At 43.4% G+C, this 16,966-nt stretch carries 12 protein-coding genes and 1 riboswitch; of the genes, 11 read left to right on the top strand and 1 reads right to left on the bottom strand.

What is annotated here, in order from left to right:
* Window positions 1-503: 503 nt before the first annotated feature.
* The 10 genes from NV381_RS12560 to NV381_RS12515 all read left to right on the top strand — a co-directional run bounded on the left by NV381_RS12560 (window position 504) and on the right by NV381_RS12515 (window position 12,936).
* Complete coding sequence (locus NV381_RS12560; RefSeq protein ID WP_258213636.1) at window positions 504-2,786, top strand: helix-turn-helix domain-containing protein; 2,283 nt, start codon at window positions 504-506, stop codon at window positions 2,784-2,786.
* Window positions 2,787-2,937: 151 nt separating this feature from the next.
* On the top strand, window positions 2,938-4,455 hold the full coding sequence (locus NV381_RS12555) for an extracellular solute-binding protein (protein WP_258213635.1): 1,518 nt from the start codon (window positions 2,938-2,940) through the stop codon (window positions 4,453-4,455).
* 15 nt (window positions 4,456-4,470) lie between these two features.
* A complete protein-coding gene (locus NV381_RS12550; protein ID WP_258213634.1) occupies window positions 4,471-6,606 on the top strand; it encodes an alpha-amylase family protein in 2,136 nt (711 codons plus the stop codon).
* 107 nt (window positions 6,607-6,713) lie between these two features.
* On the top strand, window positions 6,714-8,267 hold the full coding sequence (locus NV381_RS12545; protein ID WP_258213633.1) for an extracellular solute-binding protein: 1,554 nt from the start codon (window positions 6,714-6,716) through the stop codon (window positions 8,265-8,267).
* Window positions 8,268-8,288: 21 nt separating this feature from the next.
* The gene (locus NV381_RS12540) at window positions 8,289-9,116 is read left to right on the top strand and encodes a phytanoyl-CoA dioxygenase family protein (protein WP_258213632.1); all 828 of its coding nucleotides are present in this window, start codon (window positions 8,289-8,291) and stop codon (window positions 9,114-9,116) included.
* A 131-nt stretch (window positions 9,117-9,247) separates the two neighbouring features.
* Window positions 9,248-10,198, top strand: coding sequence for an ABC transporter permease (locus NV381_RS12535; RefSeq protein WP_258213631.1), 951 nt, complete (start codon window positions 9,248-9,250; stop codon window positions 10,196-10,198).
* Between the two features lie 16 nt (window positions 10,199-10,214).
* Window positions 10,215-11,096, top strand: coding sequence for a carbohydrate ABC transporter permease (locus NV381_RS12530; RefSeq protein ID WP_258213630.1), 882 nt, complete (start codon window positions 10,215-10,217; stop codon window positions 11,094-11,096).
* 310 nt (window positions 11,097-11,406) lie between these two features.
* Window positions 11,407-11,946, top strand: a complete 540-nt coding sequence (locus tag NV381_RS12525; protein WP_258213629.1) for a hypothetical protein — start codon at window positions 11,407-11,409, stop codon at window positions 11,944-11,946.
* Window positions 11,947-12,224: 278 nt separating this feature from the next.
* On the top strand, window positions 12,225-12,707 hold the full coding sequence (locus tag NV381_RS12520) for a DUF2975 domain-containing protein (protein ID WP_258213628.1): 483 nt from the start codon (window positions 12,225-12,227) through the stop codon (window positions 12,705-12,707).
* 10 nt (window positions 12,708-12,717) lie between these two features.
* A complete protein-coding gene (locus NV381_RS12515; protein ID WP_258213627.1) occupies window positions 12,718-12,936 on the top strand; it encodes a helix-turn-helix domain-containing protein in 219 nt (72 codons plus the stop codon).
* Window positions 12,937-13,102: 166 nt separating this feature from the next.
* Here the strand turns inward: NV381_RS12515 and NV381_RS12510 are convergent, their stop codons facing one another.
* Entirely contained in the window at window positions 13,103-13,879 is a 777-nt protein-coding gene (locus NV381_RS12510; protein ID WP_258213626.1) for a lipase family protein, read from the bottom strand.
* A gap of 629 nt (window positions 13,880-14,508) precedes the next feature.
* Window positions 14,509-14,691, top strand: a riboswitch (cyclic di-AMP (ydaO/yuaA leader).
* A gap of 119 nt (window positions 14,692-14,810) precedes the next feature.
* Between NV381_RS12510 and NV381_RS12505 the strand changes: the two genes are divergently transcribed.
* On the top strand, window positions 14,811-16,637 hold the full coding sequence (locus tag NV381_RS12505; RefSeq protein ID WP_258213625.1) for an APC family permease: 1,827 nt from the start codon (window positions 14,811-14,813) through the stop codon (window positions 16,635-16,637).
* Window positions 16,638-16,966: the final 329 nt, after the last annotated feature.

Raw genomic sequence — 16,966 nt, 5'->3', positions numbered from 1 at the left:
TTTATTACGCTATCGGGTAGTTTTGCGTAGTTGAAATTACATAAAAAGGAATTTTTTTCTGGTGTCAAATATAATATTGCTACTGATTTTTATGCAACACATCATTATAGAAGATAAGATCACTGACTCGGGGATTAGCCGAAAAATGAAGTAATCAATAAATAAAATATATGGGAAAGCTAATCGCTCTAGGTACTCATTGGAACATACTGACGATTATCATGGGCTATAACGATCCTAAATACTATTTTACATTACGCTAAACCCATAAGGGGAATTAATGAGTGAGCAATAAAGTAAATATTAACAGCCGTTTTCCGCTTGATACGGGGGGCGGCTGTTTTCATTTTATTTAGGCGCCATAAGGTGTAGCCCGGGAAATTTAATAGGACAAGCAGCAATGAGCTTACTTTACAAAATTTTTCTAAACTGGAAAAGGTGATGCAATTAACGACGTGGAAAGTATTAGTAAGACATGTTTTTCTTATGGAGGTATTATGAGTATGAGTCGGTTCGATGCGCTAAGGCAAAAGAAATATTTAAGCCGGATTATTATTTTTGGATGTATTTCGGCCTGCGTTCCTATCATATTAATTGGAAGCGTTTACTATCATTTTGCGATGAAATCTGCTATGGAGAACATTGTTAACGATGCTAAAGCTTCCTTGTTGATTTCCAAGGATCGGGTAGAACGTATATTTCAGAACCTTGAGCTCGATTCCTATTCAATAGCATCCAGTCCTATCGTAACCAACTCTATGTATGATCAAGATTTCACAAACAATGTGCTAGGCCACGGAGAAATTAATGAAATGCTGGACAAAAAGAAAAACTCCAATGACTTCATTGTGGACATTGTTTATTATAACAGCAAAGCAGAGGGAGCTATCTCTAATAACTACGGATATATCCCCGAGCGTTTCTATAAGGATAATCAAGATTTGAGGACAGCTATGAGCTGGGAAGCATCCTCTAAGTGGGGATATTTGCCTTATTCGGGGAAGAAGGGGTACCTGACCTTTGTGAGGCAGCTGCCCGTGGTTAACGGCAATAATAAAAACTTGGGTGCGCTTTTGATTCATGCCGATACTCGTGAAATAGCCAAATATATCGATAGCCCAACGGTGGAATCTGTACTCATATTAGGCCCGCAGCAAGAGGTGCTTCTCAGGACAGGGGAATATGGCGTATTTGATAATATGAGCGCCGCACACTTCATGCAAACCATCAGGGGAATCGAAGACAGCTCGGGGTCCTTTTTCCAGGATGAAGTGCTATACACCTATTTAAAAACCTCCTTTGATCGAACTTATATTTCTATGATTCCCCAGAAGGAAATTGTCAGCAGCATTAGCTGGATACGTTCCTTTGTCATAATTACGGTCACCTTCTTCTTCGTATTAAGCATTTTACTGACGTTGTTAACCTCATTTAATGTGTATAAGCCGATTCGTCGCCTCATGCATTTGGGCAAATCGTTAAATTCTTCCAATGCGAAGTCTATCCATACGAATGAAATCTCATTTATTGAACAATGCATGTCTTATCTAAAGCAGCAGTCCGACCAATTAATTCATGATGTGGACGAGCTGAAGCCGGTTCTTAAAGAAAGGTTTTTCCAACAGTTGGTTGAAGAGAGCTATGTGAATGACAAGCTGATCCGTTCCCATCATCAAATCCATGAAATTATGTCCCATCGAAGCTATCTCGTGTTGGTGGTGACCATTGGTGATCTGCATAAGGATCGAAGGTTTAGCTCTAACGATCGGGCCATTATTGCTTTCATGATGAAGAATGTGATGAATGAGCTTCTGGTAAAGGTCGATCGGTTTCAAGGGGAAGTTATTCAGGACAGCCAGAATCGAGCTGTGGCCGTTATTTTCTCGGATGAGGAGCTATCGGCTTCTGAGCTTCTTGATAAGGTGATGGAATTTGGCCAATTAATTGTGGAGTCTATTCAACATTATTTGAAGCTGTCTGCTTTTGTAGGAATTGGCAGGGTACATTCTAGCTTTACCGATATTTCGTCATCCTACCGGGAGGCTCTGCTGGCTTTGCAAAACCGCACTTATCTTGAAAGTGTTTCCGTTATAAACGCAGAAGAGGCACAACCGGTAAAAAAGCACGGAAATTATTATTATCCATCTCATCTTAAGCAGTCTGTCGTAACGGCATTGTTAAATGGCGATTTAAGTACGGCAAAATCTAATCTGTCCGAATATGTGCGGGCCTTACGTGCTTCCGAGTCGTATATCGTAATAACCCATGGTTATTTTACTTTATTGCACTCACTTATGGAATCCTTAGAACAGCAAGATACCGTCGCATACGTGGAATTGATCGAGCATGATTTAATCGGTCAATTGAAAGAACGGCAAACCCCGGGCGAGGTGTATGATTGGTATGTGTATGAGCTGTTTCCGCTGTTCCAACAAATCCGAAACCGTAAATCCAATGTAGCAAGTGCCATCCAGCTTGTCGTTCAATATATCCATAACCACATCTACGATGATATTTTGCTTACACATATTGCAGAGATAGTAGACATGAGCCCTTCCTATTTAAGCCGTTTGTTTAAGAAAGAGAAAGGAGTCCAGTTTCTGGAATATGTGCAGGAATGTAAAATTAAGGAAGCCAGCCGATTGATGGATGAAACGGGCATGAGCATTGGAGAAATCGCATCCAAGATCGGATATTCGGAAAGGAATCTAACGCGGATGTTTCAAAAGCATACTCATATGACACCTGGACAATACAGAACCAAGCAAAGAGAGTTCGTTAAATGACAGACAATATTTTCCTGAATGGGTCATTACCCCCTAATATCCAGCTTTGCGAGGACAATTTTTGATAAGTCAATGATTGTCTCTTTTTTTATCTGCTTGGTTGCTTATCATTAGGGATAGGCGCCGACAATCCATTAAGCGGAGGGTTAACATGCTAATTAACTCCTATCGAATAAGAATCTGGGTTATCGTATCCGCTTTGGTGCTCTTGATCGGTGGATGTTCACCGGAGCTGCCGCCGCCGAGGACAACGGCTAATGGGGAAGCCGACAACGGTCCCCTACATGTCAGAATCATAGGAGGATTGTACAGCGAATTGCCGGACATGAACAATGCATTCTGGACGGAGCTGCAAAAGCGCCTCCACATTAAGCTGGATCCGGAATGGATACCTTCAGGGGATTTCAATACCAAGATAGACTTGATTCTCGCTTCCGGAAATTTGCCGGATATCATTGCTTATCCAAGCCAGCAGCTGTCCCCTTCAATGCAGAGCGCCATACAAAACAAAGCATTCTGGGATCTAACGCCGTTTCTAGGCGATCTGAGCCAATTTCCTAACATTAAAAACAATACGCCTCCAAATGCTTTGAAGGGTCTATCCATGGACGGGAAAATCTATGCGCTTCCGCGGTCCCGATCAAGAATCGACCTGTCGCTTAACATCCGTAAAGACTGGCTTGATCAATTAAATATCCCTGTTCCAACTACTTTGGACGAATACCGTGATGCGCTAAAAAAAATAGTCGACCATAATCCTTCGAGAGTCGGTACGATTGGCCTAATCGGACATGGCGTCATCATAAATGATGGCGACGGGGTGTTTGAAGCTGCTTTTGGCGCATTCACAGCAACCTACGACCGTGAAGGGGGGATGATCTGGCATCAATTGACGGACTCCTATACGGAAATGGTCGGCTGGTTCCGTCAATTGTACAGCGATGGTATTCTTGCCAAAGAATTTCCTACCATGAAAATCAGTCAGGCGCAGGAGGCTGTTTCAGCTGGAAGGGCGGCGTCTTACGTTCGCGGCACACGTTATCACTACGACTTTGAGACAGCCGCCAAGAAAGTACAGCCAGAGGCTAAATTTATTGCTCTTCCACCGCTCAAGGGACCCAATGGCTACGCCGTTGAGCTGTCGAGCGGGGTTAACGGCGGCTTCTATATTTCAAAGAAAGTCCCGGAAGCGAAGGTGAAGAGGATCTTGAAGTACTTGGAGGCGAGCGCCTCACAGGAAATTACGGATTATGCCTACAACGGTGTTGAGAACGTCCATTATAAAGTGGTGAATGGCCAAAGAGTTCCAACAGAGCTTGCCAGGAGAGAGATCAATACAACAAGTCTTGGAGTGACCGTCCTGGCTTATACCAAGTGGGGCAAGGTAGATAATCCGGCCGCTCCCAAGGAATACAATGATTCCAAACATCGTGAGGTCGCTGATTATGAAAGCTTTGGCTTTGTAAATCCGTTCACAGGTCTTTATTCAAACGGTTGGACGGAGGTCTGGCCTAAATATGCCGATGAATGGAAATCGAATATGACCAAGGCTATTATTGGCAAGATTTCCATGGACGAGTACAGAGCTTACGTAAGCAAGCTGAACAGCATGCCGGAATTTAAGAAAGCCTATCAAGAGCTGGCGAAAGCTTACGAATATATGAAATAGAGGAGATTTGCGATCATGTCTAACGATGCAGCCCTACCCTGGTACCGAAAAACCTATCGCTGGGGCCAAACCAACCTCACGGAAATGGATCCTGTTTACGGTGACTTATCGTGGTGGAAGGAATATTGGCGCAAGACAAGAGTTCAAGGTGTAATCATTAATGCAGGCGGAATTGTCGCCTATTACCCGAGCTCCCTAAAGCTGCAATATCGGGCGGAGGGCTTGGGCGAGCAAGACTTGTTCGGAGATTGGGCAGCTGCTGCCCGTCAGGAGGGGCTCTCTGTTCTCGCCAGAATGGATATTAACCGGGCAACCAAGGAGTTTTACAATGCCCATCCTGACTGGTTTGTCGTCAACAGCGAGGGTGAGCCTTTGATCGTGGAGGGACGTTATTTTTCCTGTATAAACAGCGACTATTATAAAAAGTACATACCGGAAGTACTGAAGGAGATTATTGTCAATTACAGACCGGATGGTTTTACGGATAACAGCTGGACTGGAGTCTCACGAAAAAGTATTTGTCATTGCCTGAATTGCAGGGCTAAGTTTAAGGCTGAGGTTGGGCTTGAGCTCCCCACAGCCTCTAATTGGAATGATCCGGCTTACCGCAAGTGGATTAAATGGAGCTACAGCTGCCGTACAGAGAACTGGGATTTGTTTAATCAGGTTACGCAAGAACATGGCGGGGCCGATTGCTTGTGGCTGGGAATGGTCAATGCCAATCCGGTAAAAACACATGCATCCTTCTGCGATCTTAAAGAAGTTGGGGAAAGATCGGTCATTATGATGTGTGACCATCAATCGCGGGACACCTTGAACGGTTTCGAGCAGAACAGCCTCAACGGCCATTTGCTGCATGGGGTTGCCGGCTGGGACAGCATCATACCTGAAAGCATGTCTAACTATATTCGAGGCGAGCGAAGCTTTCGTCAGGGGAGCAACCCGGCCAACGAAACCAGACTGTGGATGGTGGAAGGTATTGCAGGGGGAATATCTCCTTGGTACCATCACGTCGGTGCGGTTCAGAAGGATAGACGCCAGTTTGACAACGCGCCTCCGGTCATGCAGTGGCATGAGGAGAATGAACGCTATTTATATAATCGACGGCCCGTTGCCAATGTTGGCTTAATTTGGAGTCAGGAGAATATCGAGTTTTATGGGAATGATGATACGTACGAGAAAGTGGAACTTCCTTGGCATGGCTTTGTTAGAGCATTGACACGTGCAAGAATTCCCTTTATTCCCGTACATGCAGATCATATTGCAAGAGAGGCTGCAAATCTTGAAGTGCTGATCCTACCGGATCTGGCTGCGATGACGGATTCTCAATGTCTGGCTGTGCAGAGGTTTGTAGAGTCCGGAGGTAATCTTGTATTTACCGGCGCTTCCGCAACCTTGAACGAGTGGGGCGAAACGCGAGCCCGGTTTCCTCTCCAATCCATAACCGGAATGGAACATTTGTTTAAAGTTGAAGGCGCCGTTGGTAAGCAATCGTCGGATTGGGCATTTTTTAATGCACATAATTATTTCAATCTTCCGGATAATCGGCATGAGGTGTTAGCCGGCTTCGAGAATACCGAAATCCTCCCATTCGGCGGGCAGGTCCATAGGGTTCAGATAGTGGACGAAAGCTTGACAGAGCTTGCGACGTACATCCCGTCCTATCCCATTTATCCTCCGGAATTTAGCTGGGTGAGAACACCGCAGACGGATATTCCCGTTATGCTTGCCGGTCAGCATTCGTCGGGAGGACGCCTGTTTTACTTTGCCGGAGATGTCGACCGTTGTTACGGCCGCACCCATTTGCCGGACCTGGGCGAACTGTTGGCAAACGCGGTAAAGTGGGCTGCGGCGGATAAGCTCCCATTGAAGGTGGAAGGCCCTGGTTATTTGGATTGCAAACTGTATCGACAAGAGAACAGATTAATTCTCCATATTGTGAATCTTAGCGGTGCTAATCAACATCCTGGTTATTTGGAGGAATACTTACCGGTGGGGCCAATTACAGTTTCACTGAAACTAGAGGGCCTACAGCCGAGCAGTGTGCAGTTAAAAGTAGCTGGCCGTGAAGCTATTCCTACTCTTGATGATTCATGGATAACGGTTCGAGTGGATTCAGTAGCGGATCATGAACTAATTATTATCGAATAGCAGCACAGAATCATGAAAGCGCATTTATTTCCTTGAGATTTAAGATGTTTGCAGTGTGTATGTTATTCATTTAACACGAAGCTCATTAAGTTAAGGAGGAGATTGTATTGAATTCAAAGAGGAATTGGCGGAAAAGAACGAATTGGGCGATCACGTTAAGCTGTGTGCTGGCTTTGGCAGCCAGCGGATGCTCTTCAGGCGGCACGGTGGCAACGGATAACGGTGTCGGATCGAAGGATAAGCCGGGCACGGCCCCTGCGAATGACAGCAAACCGTTGCAAATGCAGATATTCGGCGGATTATACAACGAGATGCCTGACATGAACAATGCGTTCTGGACGGAATGGCAAAAGCGGTTAAATGTGAAGCTCGATGCCAATTGGGTTCCTTCGGGTGACGTCATTACCAAGCTGGATCTGGTTCTTTCCTCCGGAGATATCCCTGAAGTTATCGCTTACCCAAACCAAGGCTTAACGGTCACCATGATTAACGCCATTCGTAATGGAGCATTTTGGGATTTGACTCCCTTCCTAGGAGATATGAGCCAGTATCCGAATTTGAAAAACAACACACCTCCCAACTGGCAGAAGTTTCTTGCTGTAGACGGAAAAACATATGCCTTACCGCGATCCCGCTCGCTTATCGATAATTCGATCAATATTCGGAAGGACTGGCTAGATAAGCTGAATATTCCAGTCCCGACAACGTTAGATGAATACCGAGATGCATTAAGGGCCATTTCCAACGGAGATCCGGACGGCAACGGCAAGAAAGACACCATGGGAATTGTAGGAACCAATGAAGGCGTAAGCCCCTTTGAAGCCGGCTTCGGTGCATACTCTCCGCATTACGATAGCGAGGGAGGACTTATCTGGCATGAGTTGACCAATGAATATACAAATTTGGTTGAGTATTTCAGAGGTCTGTATGCAGACGGAAGTATGCCCAAGGAATATATGACGATGAAAAGAACACAGATGGAAGAAGCTATCGGAACTGGAAAAGCGGCAACCTACATGCGGAGCACCCGCTATCATTATGATTTCGAATTACAGGCTAAAAAGGTGCAGCCCGAAGCGAAAATTATCGCATTGCCTCCTTTAAAAGGGCCGGGCGGCTATGCAGTCGATTTGTCAACAGGCGTTAACGGTGGCATTTTTATCTCGAAGAAGGTACCTGAAGCAAAATTGAAGCAAATGCTGAAATATTTTGAAGCAACGGCGTCCCAAGAGATCACGGATTTCGGTTATAGCGGTGTGGAAGGAATTCACTACAAAATGGTCAACGGTCAGAAGGTGCCTACAGAATTGTCAGTAAAAGAAGTCAATACGACAAGCCTCGGGGCCGGTGTATTCGCCTACGTGAAGTGGGGAAAGGTCGATAATCCGGGTGCGCCTAAGGAGTATGTTGAGCAGAAAAGAAAGGAAGTTGCCGAGTATGAAAAGATTGGCGTATACAATATTTTCACTTGGCTGATATCGAATGAGTGGGTAGACACATGGCCTAAGTATTCCAATGAATGGCAGTCCATGATGACTAAAGCGATTGTCGGACAAATATCAATGGATGAATATAAAACGTATGTGAGCAAGCTTAATAATCTTCCGGAGTTTAAGCAGGCTTATAAGGAATTTGCGAAGGCGTACAGCTTCTATAAATAATCAATCGGGAGGGTTTACTATATGGAAACATCAAGTTTGCAGAACAGATTGACTGAAGAGGAACGACGCGCTTTTAATGAGACAGGGTACATTATAGTAGAGAATGCGCTGTCCCCTGAGCAGGTCACTGCACTAACGGCCGAAGTCGACCGGCTTTACGAGAACAAGCTGCAGGAGGGCCATGATCCCCAGAAAGCCTTATTCTATACTGATTTCGTGAAGGATCATCCATTATTCATGGATCTCGTAGATTATGGAAAAATTCTGCCAAAAGTATGGGATATTCTCGGCTGGAATATTTATATGTACCATACGCACATGATCATTACTCCACCCTCAGGACAGGAGAAAAGCGATAAGACCTTCGGCTGGCACCAGGACAGCGGCAGGGTTAATCTGGAGATGGAGTCCCATCCGCGTCCGAGGCTGTCATTGAAGGTAGCTTATTTCTTGTCGGATCTCTCCGAACCTGGACGAGGCAACTTCTGGATCGTGCCCAACAGCCATGTGCAGGATAAAATACAAATTCCCGACAATGGCCATGGCCAGCCGGAGGGAGCTATTCCTGTATGCGTGAAGCCTGGAACAGCCGTGTTCTTTGACCGTCGTCTATGGCATGCGGCCAGCACCAATTGGTCCGATATTACGCGAAAAGTGCTGTTCTACGGCTACGGGTATCGATGGATTCGGAGAAAAGATGATATGACTATGGATGGTCTCTTGGAGAAGTCAGACCCTATCCGCCGCCAGATGCTGGGAGATGGCTTGAACTGCAACGGCTATTATACACCAACCGACGCAGATGTCCCACTTAAGGTATGGATGAGAGAGCAAGGCCTACCCGTTTAATCATAAATTCGTAAACGCACAAACCCTTAGGCTGTCGAGAAGGCTCGGCAGCCAAGGTGCTTTATACGGAGATTACGGAGAACGCTACTTGGAAATAACAGTTCACAATGAGAAGGCAGGTGCTAGACACAATGCAATCCTCTGTTCTAACTAAAGCTGCGGGCAAAACACGCAGGGAGTCCAAGCTGTGGATCCGTGTGCTGCAGCATAAGTACATGTATGTGCTCGCATTGCCCGGGATCCTTTATTTTATTGTGTTTAAATTTATTCCGATGTCGGGACTCGTTATCGCATTTATGAAATACAATCCCTATGCTGGAATTAGCGGCAGTGAATGGATCGGAATCAAAAATTTTATTGATCTGTTTGCTGACAGTAAATTTTATCTCATGCTTAGAAATACATTTGCCATTAATATCTTTGGGCTCATCTTTATGTTTCCGCTGCCGATTTTCCTAGCTCTAATGCTGAATGAGGTCCGGCATGACGTGTTCAAAAGAGTGAATCAATCGATTGTGTATTTGCCCCACTTTCTTTCATGGGTGGTAGTGGCTAGCATGACGTTCTTTATCCTCTCCTCTGATGTCGGAATCGTTAACAAGCTGATTGCCGAAGCTGGCCGCGAACGCATTACCTTCCTATCCAACCCCAATTACTTCTGGGCGCTGCTGACCTCTCAAAATATGTGGAAGGAAGCAGGATGGGGCACCATTATATTCCTTGCGGCAATGGCTGGCGTTGATCCTCAGCGTTATGAAGCGGCCGTCGTCGATGGAGCCAGCCGTTGGAGACAAATTTGGCATATTACATTGCCGGCGATCCGTCCCACGATCATTATTCTACTCATTCTAAGACTTGGGCATATGGCTGACGTTGGCTTTGAGCAGGTGCTGCTGATGACGAACCCTCTGGTTATGTCGGTAGCGGAAGTGTTTGACACATACGCTTACTCGATCGGTATTCTGAAGGGACAGATCAGTGTCGGAGTTACTGTCGGTATGTTCAAGGGCATCGTAGGCTTGGTACTAGTGATGGCTTCCAATTACATTGTTAAGAAAATGGGACACGAGGGCATCTATTAGGAGAGGGGAGCAAGACATGAGTTTGGTAAGCACTAAAAGAATGACAGTATTCGATTACGTCAATTATTCGCTATTGGTACTGATCTCGCTCGTATGTGTGTTTCCGTTCATTTACGTGTTCAGCGTCTCCTTTACAGATCCTAAAGTGTATATCCCGCTAAAATTTTATTTGTTTCCGGAGCAATGGTCGCTTGCGGCGTATAAATACATTTTATCGACCAACAGCTTCCTGAATGCCTTGAAAAGCACGGTGTTCGTAACCTTTATCGGAACGGCCCTCAGTGTAGTTACTTCTTTCACATTCGCTTATGCATTGACTAAGAAAACGATGCCGGGACGTTCGGTGATGCTGAGCGCGGTTGTATTTACTTTGGTATTCCAAGCAGGTATTTTACCAAGCTATATTCTGGTAAAATCGCTTGGCTTGCTCAACTCTTATTGGTCGCTGATTTGGCCAAGCTTAACAAGTGCCTGGAGCTTAATAGTGATTAAAAGCTTTCTCGAATCACTGCCCTCGGAGTTGGAGGATTCCGCGCGTATGGACGGGTGCTCGGACATGGGGGTGTTCCTGAGAATCATTATTCCTTTGTCTATGCCGGCCATTGCGGCGTTCACGCTGTTTTTCGCTGTGTCTTATTGGAATACGTATTTCAACGCGCTTATTTATATATCCGATTCTAAGAAATGGACGCTGCAGGTTTTGGTCAAAACATTGGTAATCGATTCGGACTCAACGGGAGTCGGTCAAGCGGGAGCCGGCGGAGATGATCGTATAGTGCCTCAGGAAACGATACGAATGGCTTCCATCATGCTCGCCATGGCCCCGATTTTGGCCGTATATCCGTTTCTTCAGAAGCATTTTGCTAAAGGCGTCATGCTTGGCTCTATTAAGGGCTAAGGAGGAAATCGGAGTTACTTCCCTATGGATGCTCCTTTTTGTGAATCTCGGTTAATAGATAGCACATAAACTATGTCGAGCAGATGTTTTCAGTCTCAACGGATGCCATTTTTTATAAAATCAAGATGGTAAAGTAACCCCTAAGGTGAAGCTGCTGCGGAAAAGACCGGCAGCTGGTACAGTGAGAAAATATAATAAGCAGAAGCACTCCATCGTGGGTGCTTTTTTATTGGCATTTCAGCAACCTTCCTTGATGCTCAACGTCTAATCATAATAAATAGCCATAAAGAAATGGGAGAGGTTGTGATATGTGAATAGATTTATTGTTATTGTTTTTATCGCATTAGTTTTCATGATTTCTGCGTGTTCTAATCCTAATTCGCAATTACCTAAGGGATTAATAACTAAAGTGAATGGAGAGTCTACTAACGAGATTGTAAACAATCAAGATAGTTTAGCATTATTGAATATTGTGTTACCTAAAGATTGGAAGCTTGATAAAAGTGAAAATGCTGTATATAAATTTTTAGATGAAAATGGCGAGAATAGAGGAACAGTTAGTGCAATTAACTACATGGATAACTTTAATTTTCTTACACAAATGCCTAATCATAGTAGCGTAACTAATAATGAATATATTGATTTACCTTTGGGTAAATCTGGATTAATTACATTAGATTCCGATAATGGTACTGCTGCCTCAGGTATTGCAGGAACACATGATACTTATTATGCATCATTACCTATAAAAGGAAAGGCTATTTATATGTTAAACTTCACAAAAAATGATAAGAAGCCTGAAACTAAAAGTCAATTTATAGAGATATTAAATAAGTTAAGTTTAAAGTAATTGGAAAAGCATTTATAACTCAATCTCAAACTAAAAAGAACTATTACGCTAACGGAGACAGCCGCATTGCGCTAACTGGTAGTTTTGTTGAACAAGATGTAATAACTTTTTAAAGTAAGAGCATTTCTTTGTAATGAGAAATGCTTTTATTTTTTTGCTTAAAATAAAAAGGATATTCCATTAACAATAACAAAGTAATAAATAACGATATTAATTTATTGTAAAACAATAAATTTTCTGTTAAATTCATTTTATATTAAATTAGCGAGGTGCTCTTAATGAAACGGGGAACAACACTCTTTTTGAAGATGGCTGTTATTTTTATTGGAATCCCAATTCTTGCTTTGTGTATATTTTTAGTGCCTAAGATCGGGAATTTTGCTGGAGAATTGTATCCAGATATCGTTTATATGAAATCTCTCGTTTTAATCGATATGTACGCGGCAGCGATACCTTTTTACTTTGCTCTGTATCAAGCTTTTAAACTTTTAAGCTATATTGATAAGAACCAAGCGTTCTCGGAATTATCCGTAAAGGCTTTAAAGAATATAAAATACTGTGCCATCACAATCAGTACCTTGTACCTGCTAGGTATGCCACTCTGCTATCTCATGGCGAGGAGAGTTGACCCTCCAATTATCACAGTCACCGGATTGATCATTATTTTCGCTTCTATTGTGATTGCAGTTTTTGCTGCTGTTCTCCAAAGACTTTTACAAGATGCTATAAATATAAAATCAGAAAATGATTTAACGATCTGAGGTGAATAATATGGCGATTATCATCAATATTGATGTGATGTTAGCAAAACGAAAAATGAGCGTAACGGAGCTTGCGGAGAGGGTTGGAATTACTATGGCGAATCTTTCCATTCTGAAAAATGGGAAAGCAAAAGCGGTTCGTTTTTCAACATTAGAAGCGATATGTAAGACTTTGGATTGTCAGCCAGGCGATATTTTGGAATACAAAAGCGACGAAGACACTCAATAAAAACAGACAACAAATTTATTTAACTAACGGAACACGAAAGTTCAGGGAGTTAGGAGGGCCACCTCCGGGAAGGGCTAACAGCTTCAGGAACGACCAAGCGAGCTCCCTGTTCTCGCAATAATGTGTAACCATATATTTGTCGGGTGACAAGAACATTGGTTTGGAGTTATGGACACAACCCGGGATTGCCCGTGCACAGCAGCTGCGCATAAGTGGGATCCTGCAGTGCAAGCTCGGTGAAGTAGTTGGCAATTTCGTGATTGGCGGCGACAGAGCCCTTTTGGAAAGGCAGCTCACGGCTTTTTTTGGCGTGTAAATAGGTGTAGGTTTGGCCTGTTTTCGGAGATTTATAGAGAATGGGCGGCAGCTGCGGGACGAGATCGAACGGGTTGTGAATTCGATGCCGGTCGAATATTTGGTTGAAGGTGCCGGAAAATTCAGCGTTCCCCACACGTGGTGAAGCATACGTATAAACGATAGGATCGCTGAAGCCGCTATTCACTGCGGTATCAACGGCGCATAGATGGGCAAGCGCACCGCCAAGGCTATGCCCTGTAATATAAAGCGGCTTATGGTGGGAAAGAGACTGTAAGGCTGACAAAACGGGTTGCCGAGCCGATTCGTAAATCCCGAGAAACCCCTGGTGCACGGAGCCGCTGTTCTTCACATAGGGAAACGCGCTCTGTCTGGCGATTGCATCGGATATCCAGTCCGATTTGGTATTCGTTCCGCGAAACACAAGGACGATCCGGTCCGCTGCCTCGGCGATAAAGCCGAACGGTTCTTTTCTGCCTGTAAATGACGCGGCTTTAAATTCCGTAACCAACTGGTAACGACGCGGCAGAACAAATGTTCCATCGGCGCTTTCAAACTGTTGATAGCTTTGGCTGCAAAGTGCGGACAATAAAATGGCGGTCTGGATATCAAACAGATTCTTGCTCATAGATCTCCCTCTTCTGCTCACACATGTTTTATGTATGTATATGAAAATGATGGGCATACGTCCACGGGCATATGCCTAACTTAGTGACACATTTGATTCAAGCCAGGCCGCGTTACCCGTCCCCTCAGCTCCAGAGGAGGAATTTAATTAACAACTCGAACTGATTATTGTCGACCATAATGATGGTAGATTACTCTTACAGGTTGCTGCCCAAAAGGATGGTACTGTGCAGGTGAAGGGCAGCTATGACGGGTTGTCTTGTTCGAGTACTATAAACAAGTGGATTTTGGGGAAATTAGACTCCAGTTGATCGTATCAAAAGTAAAAGTGTAGCTCACTTAACTAACGGATAACGAGAGAGCAATGGACGTACTTAGGAAGCTACTTCTTCCTTCAGTACTTCGACAATTGTAGAACTTGAGTAAATAGTTAACCTTTTTATTAAAAGATTTATGATAGTTGAAGAAAGAACGCGATAAAGTGAGCTTATAGAACCTTGAACACCAAGTAATCGCTTACATGTGGTAAATATAAGATAATCCACCTTTTTCAATCCATATTTAAATTTTACAGTCACTGACAAAAGGAGTATTATTCATTCTTGTATCTATAACTAAATATAGTTTCCAATTCTAATATCGCTGAGTTTTCAGTAAATGAAAAGCGGGGGAACCAAACAGGTGTAGGGATGCCAGTTGTAAAAACTGTTGTCTGCTCACTTGGGGTGAATCCAAGGATTATTAATCCTGGTAGGGCGACTCTCAACGCCCGAATCCGACAGCTAACTTCGTAAGCGTAAATGGAGAGTGGAGGGTGAAGCTTCTGATCCTAGTGACCACAGGGCTGCATGCACCTGTGTTTTTTGTTGTTTACAATTATCAATCTTAATGAAAGAGCCCGCGAATAGGGTGTGAAATGGTGGTGAACACGAGTGTTATCTGCTCTAAAGAGATTTTTAATTGGCCGACCGTTAAAATCAAATGAATTAGGGGAACAAAAACTTAATAAAACTAAAGCTTTAGCCATCCTTTCTTCAGATGCCTTATCTTCAGTTGCTTATGGCCCAGAGCAAATATTATTAGTCTTAGTAACCGTTAGTGCCGTAGCATTTTGGTATTCCATGCCAATTGCCTTTGGAGTATTAATTCTGTTATTAGCTCTTATTTTATCTTACCGGCAAATTATTTTCGCTTATCCTCACGGTGGTGGGGCGTATGTGGTATCGAAGGAAAATCTGGGTATATATCCTGGGCTGATCGCCGGAGGCTCCTTGTTGGTAGACTACATCTTAACGGTAGCAGTAAGTGTGTCTGCCGGCACGGATGCTATTACGTCTGCATTTCCTAGTTTACATGCTCATAATGTAGTCATTGCTAGTATATTTGTCTTGTTTATTACAATCTTGAACTTAAGAGGCGTAACGGAGTCTGCTTCTATATTAGCCTATCCGGTTTATTTATTTGTTTTAGCTTTATTTATTCTAATTAGCGTGGGTATTTACAACATCCTCACAGGACATGTTTCACCTGCTTTACATACACCAATCGGTACACCAGTGGTTGGAATCAGCTTGTTTCTACTTCTAAGAGCTTTTGCCTCAGGTAGTTCTGCTTTAACAGGAGTTGAGGCCATCTCGAATGCCATTCCGAACTTTAAAAACCCTGCTCCTAATAATGCTGCTAAAACGTTAATTGCGATGGGTACTTTATTGGCTTTGTTATTTTCCGGAATTGTATACTTGGCTTATTATTATGGAATTTCTCCGAGATCCGAGGTAACAGTTGTCTCCCAAATAGCTGAACAGACGTTTGGAAGGAACTTTATGTACTTCTTCATTCAAGGAACAACGGCATTGATCTTAATCCTTGCTGCTAACACTGGGTATTCTGCTTTCCCCTTACTTGCCGTGAATCTTGCAAAAGATAAGTTTATACCTAGAATGTTCACGGTTCGAGGGGACCGACTGGGATACTCCAATGGGATCATCATTCTTGGGATTCTTTCAATCGTCTTAATTATTGTTTTTGAAGGACGGACGGAACAACTCATCCCGCTTTATGCTGTAGGTGTGTTTATCCCATTTACCCTCTCCCAAACAGGAATGGTTGTAAAATGGATACGTGAAAGACCAAAAGGCTGGGTTGCCAAACTCATTATTAACACAACAGGTGCTGGGATCAGCTTTATCGTCACCATTATGTTCTTTTTAACCAAGTTCTCACAGGTTTGGTCTGTATTAGTTTTCTTGCCTTTAATCATTTATCTCTTTCATAGAATTAGAAAGCATTATGAAGCAGTTAGCGACCAATTGAGACTTGCAACCTGTGAGCCTGCTGTGCCGATTGAGGGAAATGTAATCATTCTTCCTGTGGCGGGAATTACTCATGTGGTGGAGTACTCATTAAACTATGCAAAATCTCTTTCACCCCACCAGATTATTGCAGTATACGTCCCGTTTGAAAGAGAGGATGAAGCGGCGTTTGAAGAAAAGTGGAACAAGTGGCAACCTGATGTGAGACTGGTGACACTCCACTCTCCTTACAGAAGTATTATCCAGCCACTGACCAAGTTTATTGATACCGTTCAACGTAAAGCGAATGAGTCGAGCTATCAGGTTACGGTTATTATTCCGCAATTTATTCCTAAAAAAGGCTGGCATAATATCCTGCATAACCAATCCAGTTTACTGATTCGTACACACTTGCTATATCGGAGAGATGTAATTGTAACTACTGTACCGTATCATTTAAAGAAATAGAATCAACTAAGTCATCTAATATTATAAATCCATCTCAATCTGATAGAAAAACAGTTGCCTCCTCCAATGACACAATGTGCCTACATAACATATGGAAGAAAAGCTTGAGGAATCAGGCTTTTTATTTTTTATGTAGGAGATTTGTGTCATTTGAAATGCAACCTACATTGTCGACTAGTGACACAAATTCAACCTACATTGTCGCTAATTATAGTTGCACATGTTAATTGAAAATATTGTTGCTGAGTGAGAAAATAAAATATTAGATTGGCTGAGGCATTAAGCTAACTGGCAGGTTAGTTCAACAATAACAGCGTCATAGATGGAAC

Origin of the sequence: Paenibacillus radicis (ex Xue et al. 2023) (assembly GCF_024722015.1) — a bacterium.
Classification (GTDB): domain Bacteria; phylum Bacillota; class Bacilli; order Paenibacillales; family NBRC-103111; genus Paenibacillus_S.
Note: the sequence above shows the minus strand (reverse complement) of the source record. Positions and strands in the feature narration are given on the sequence as shown.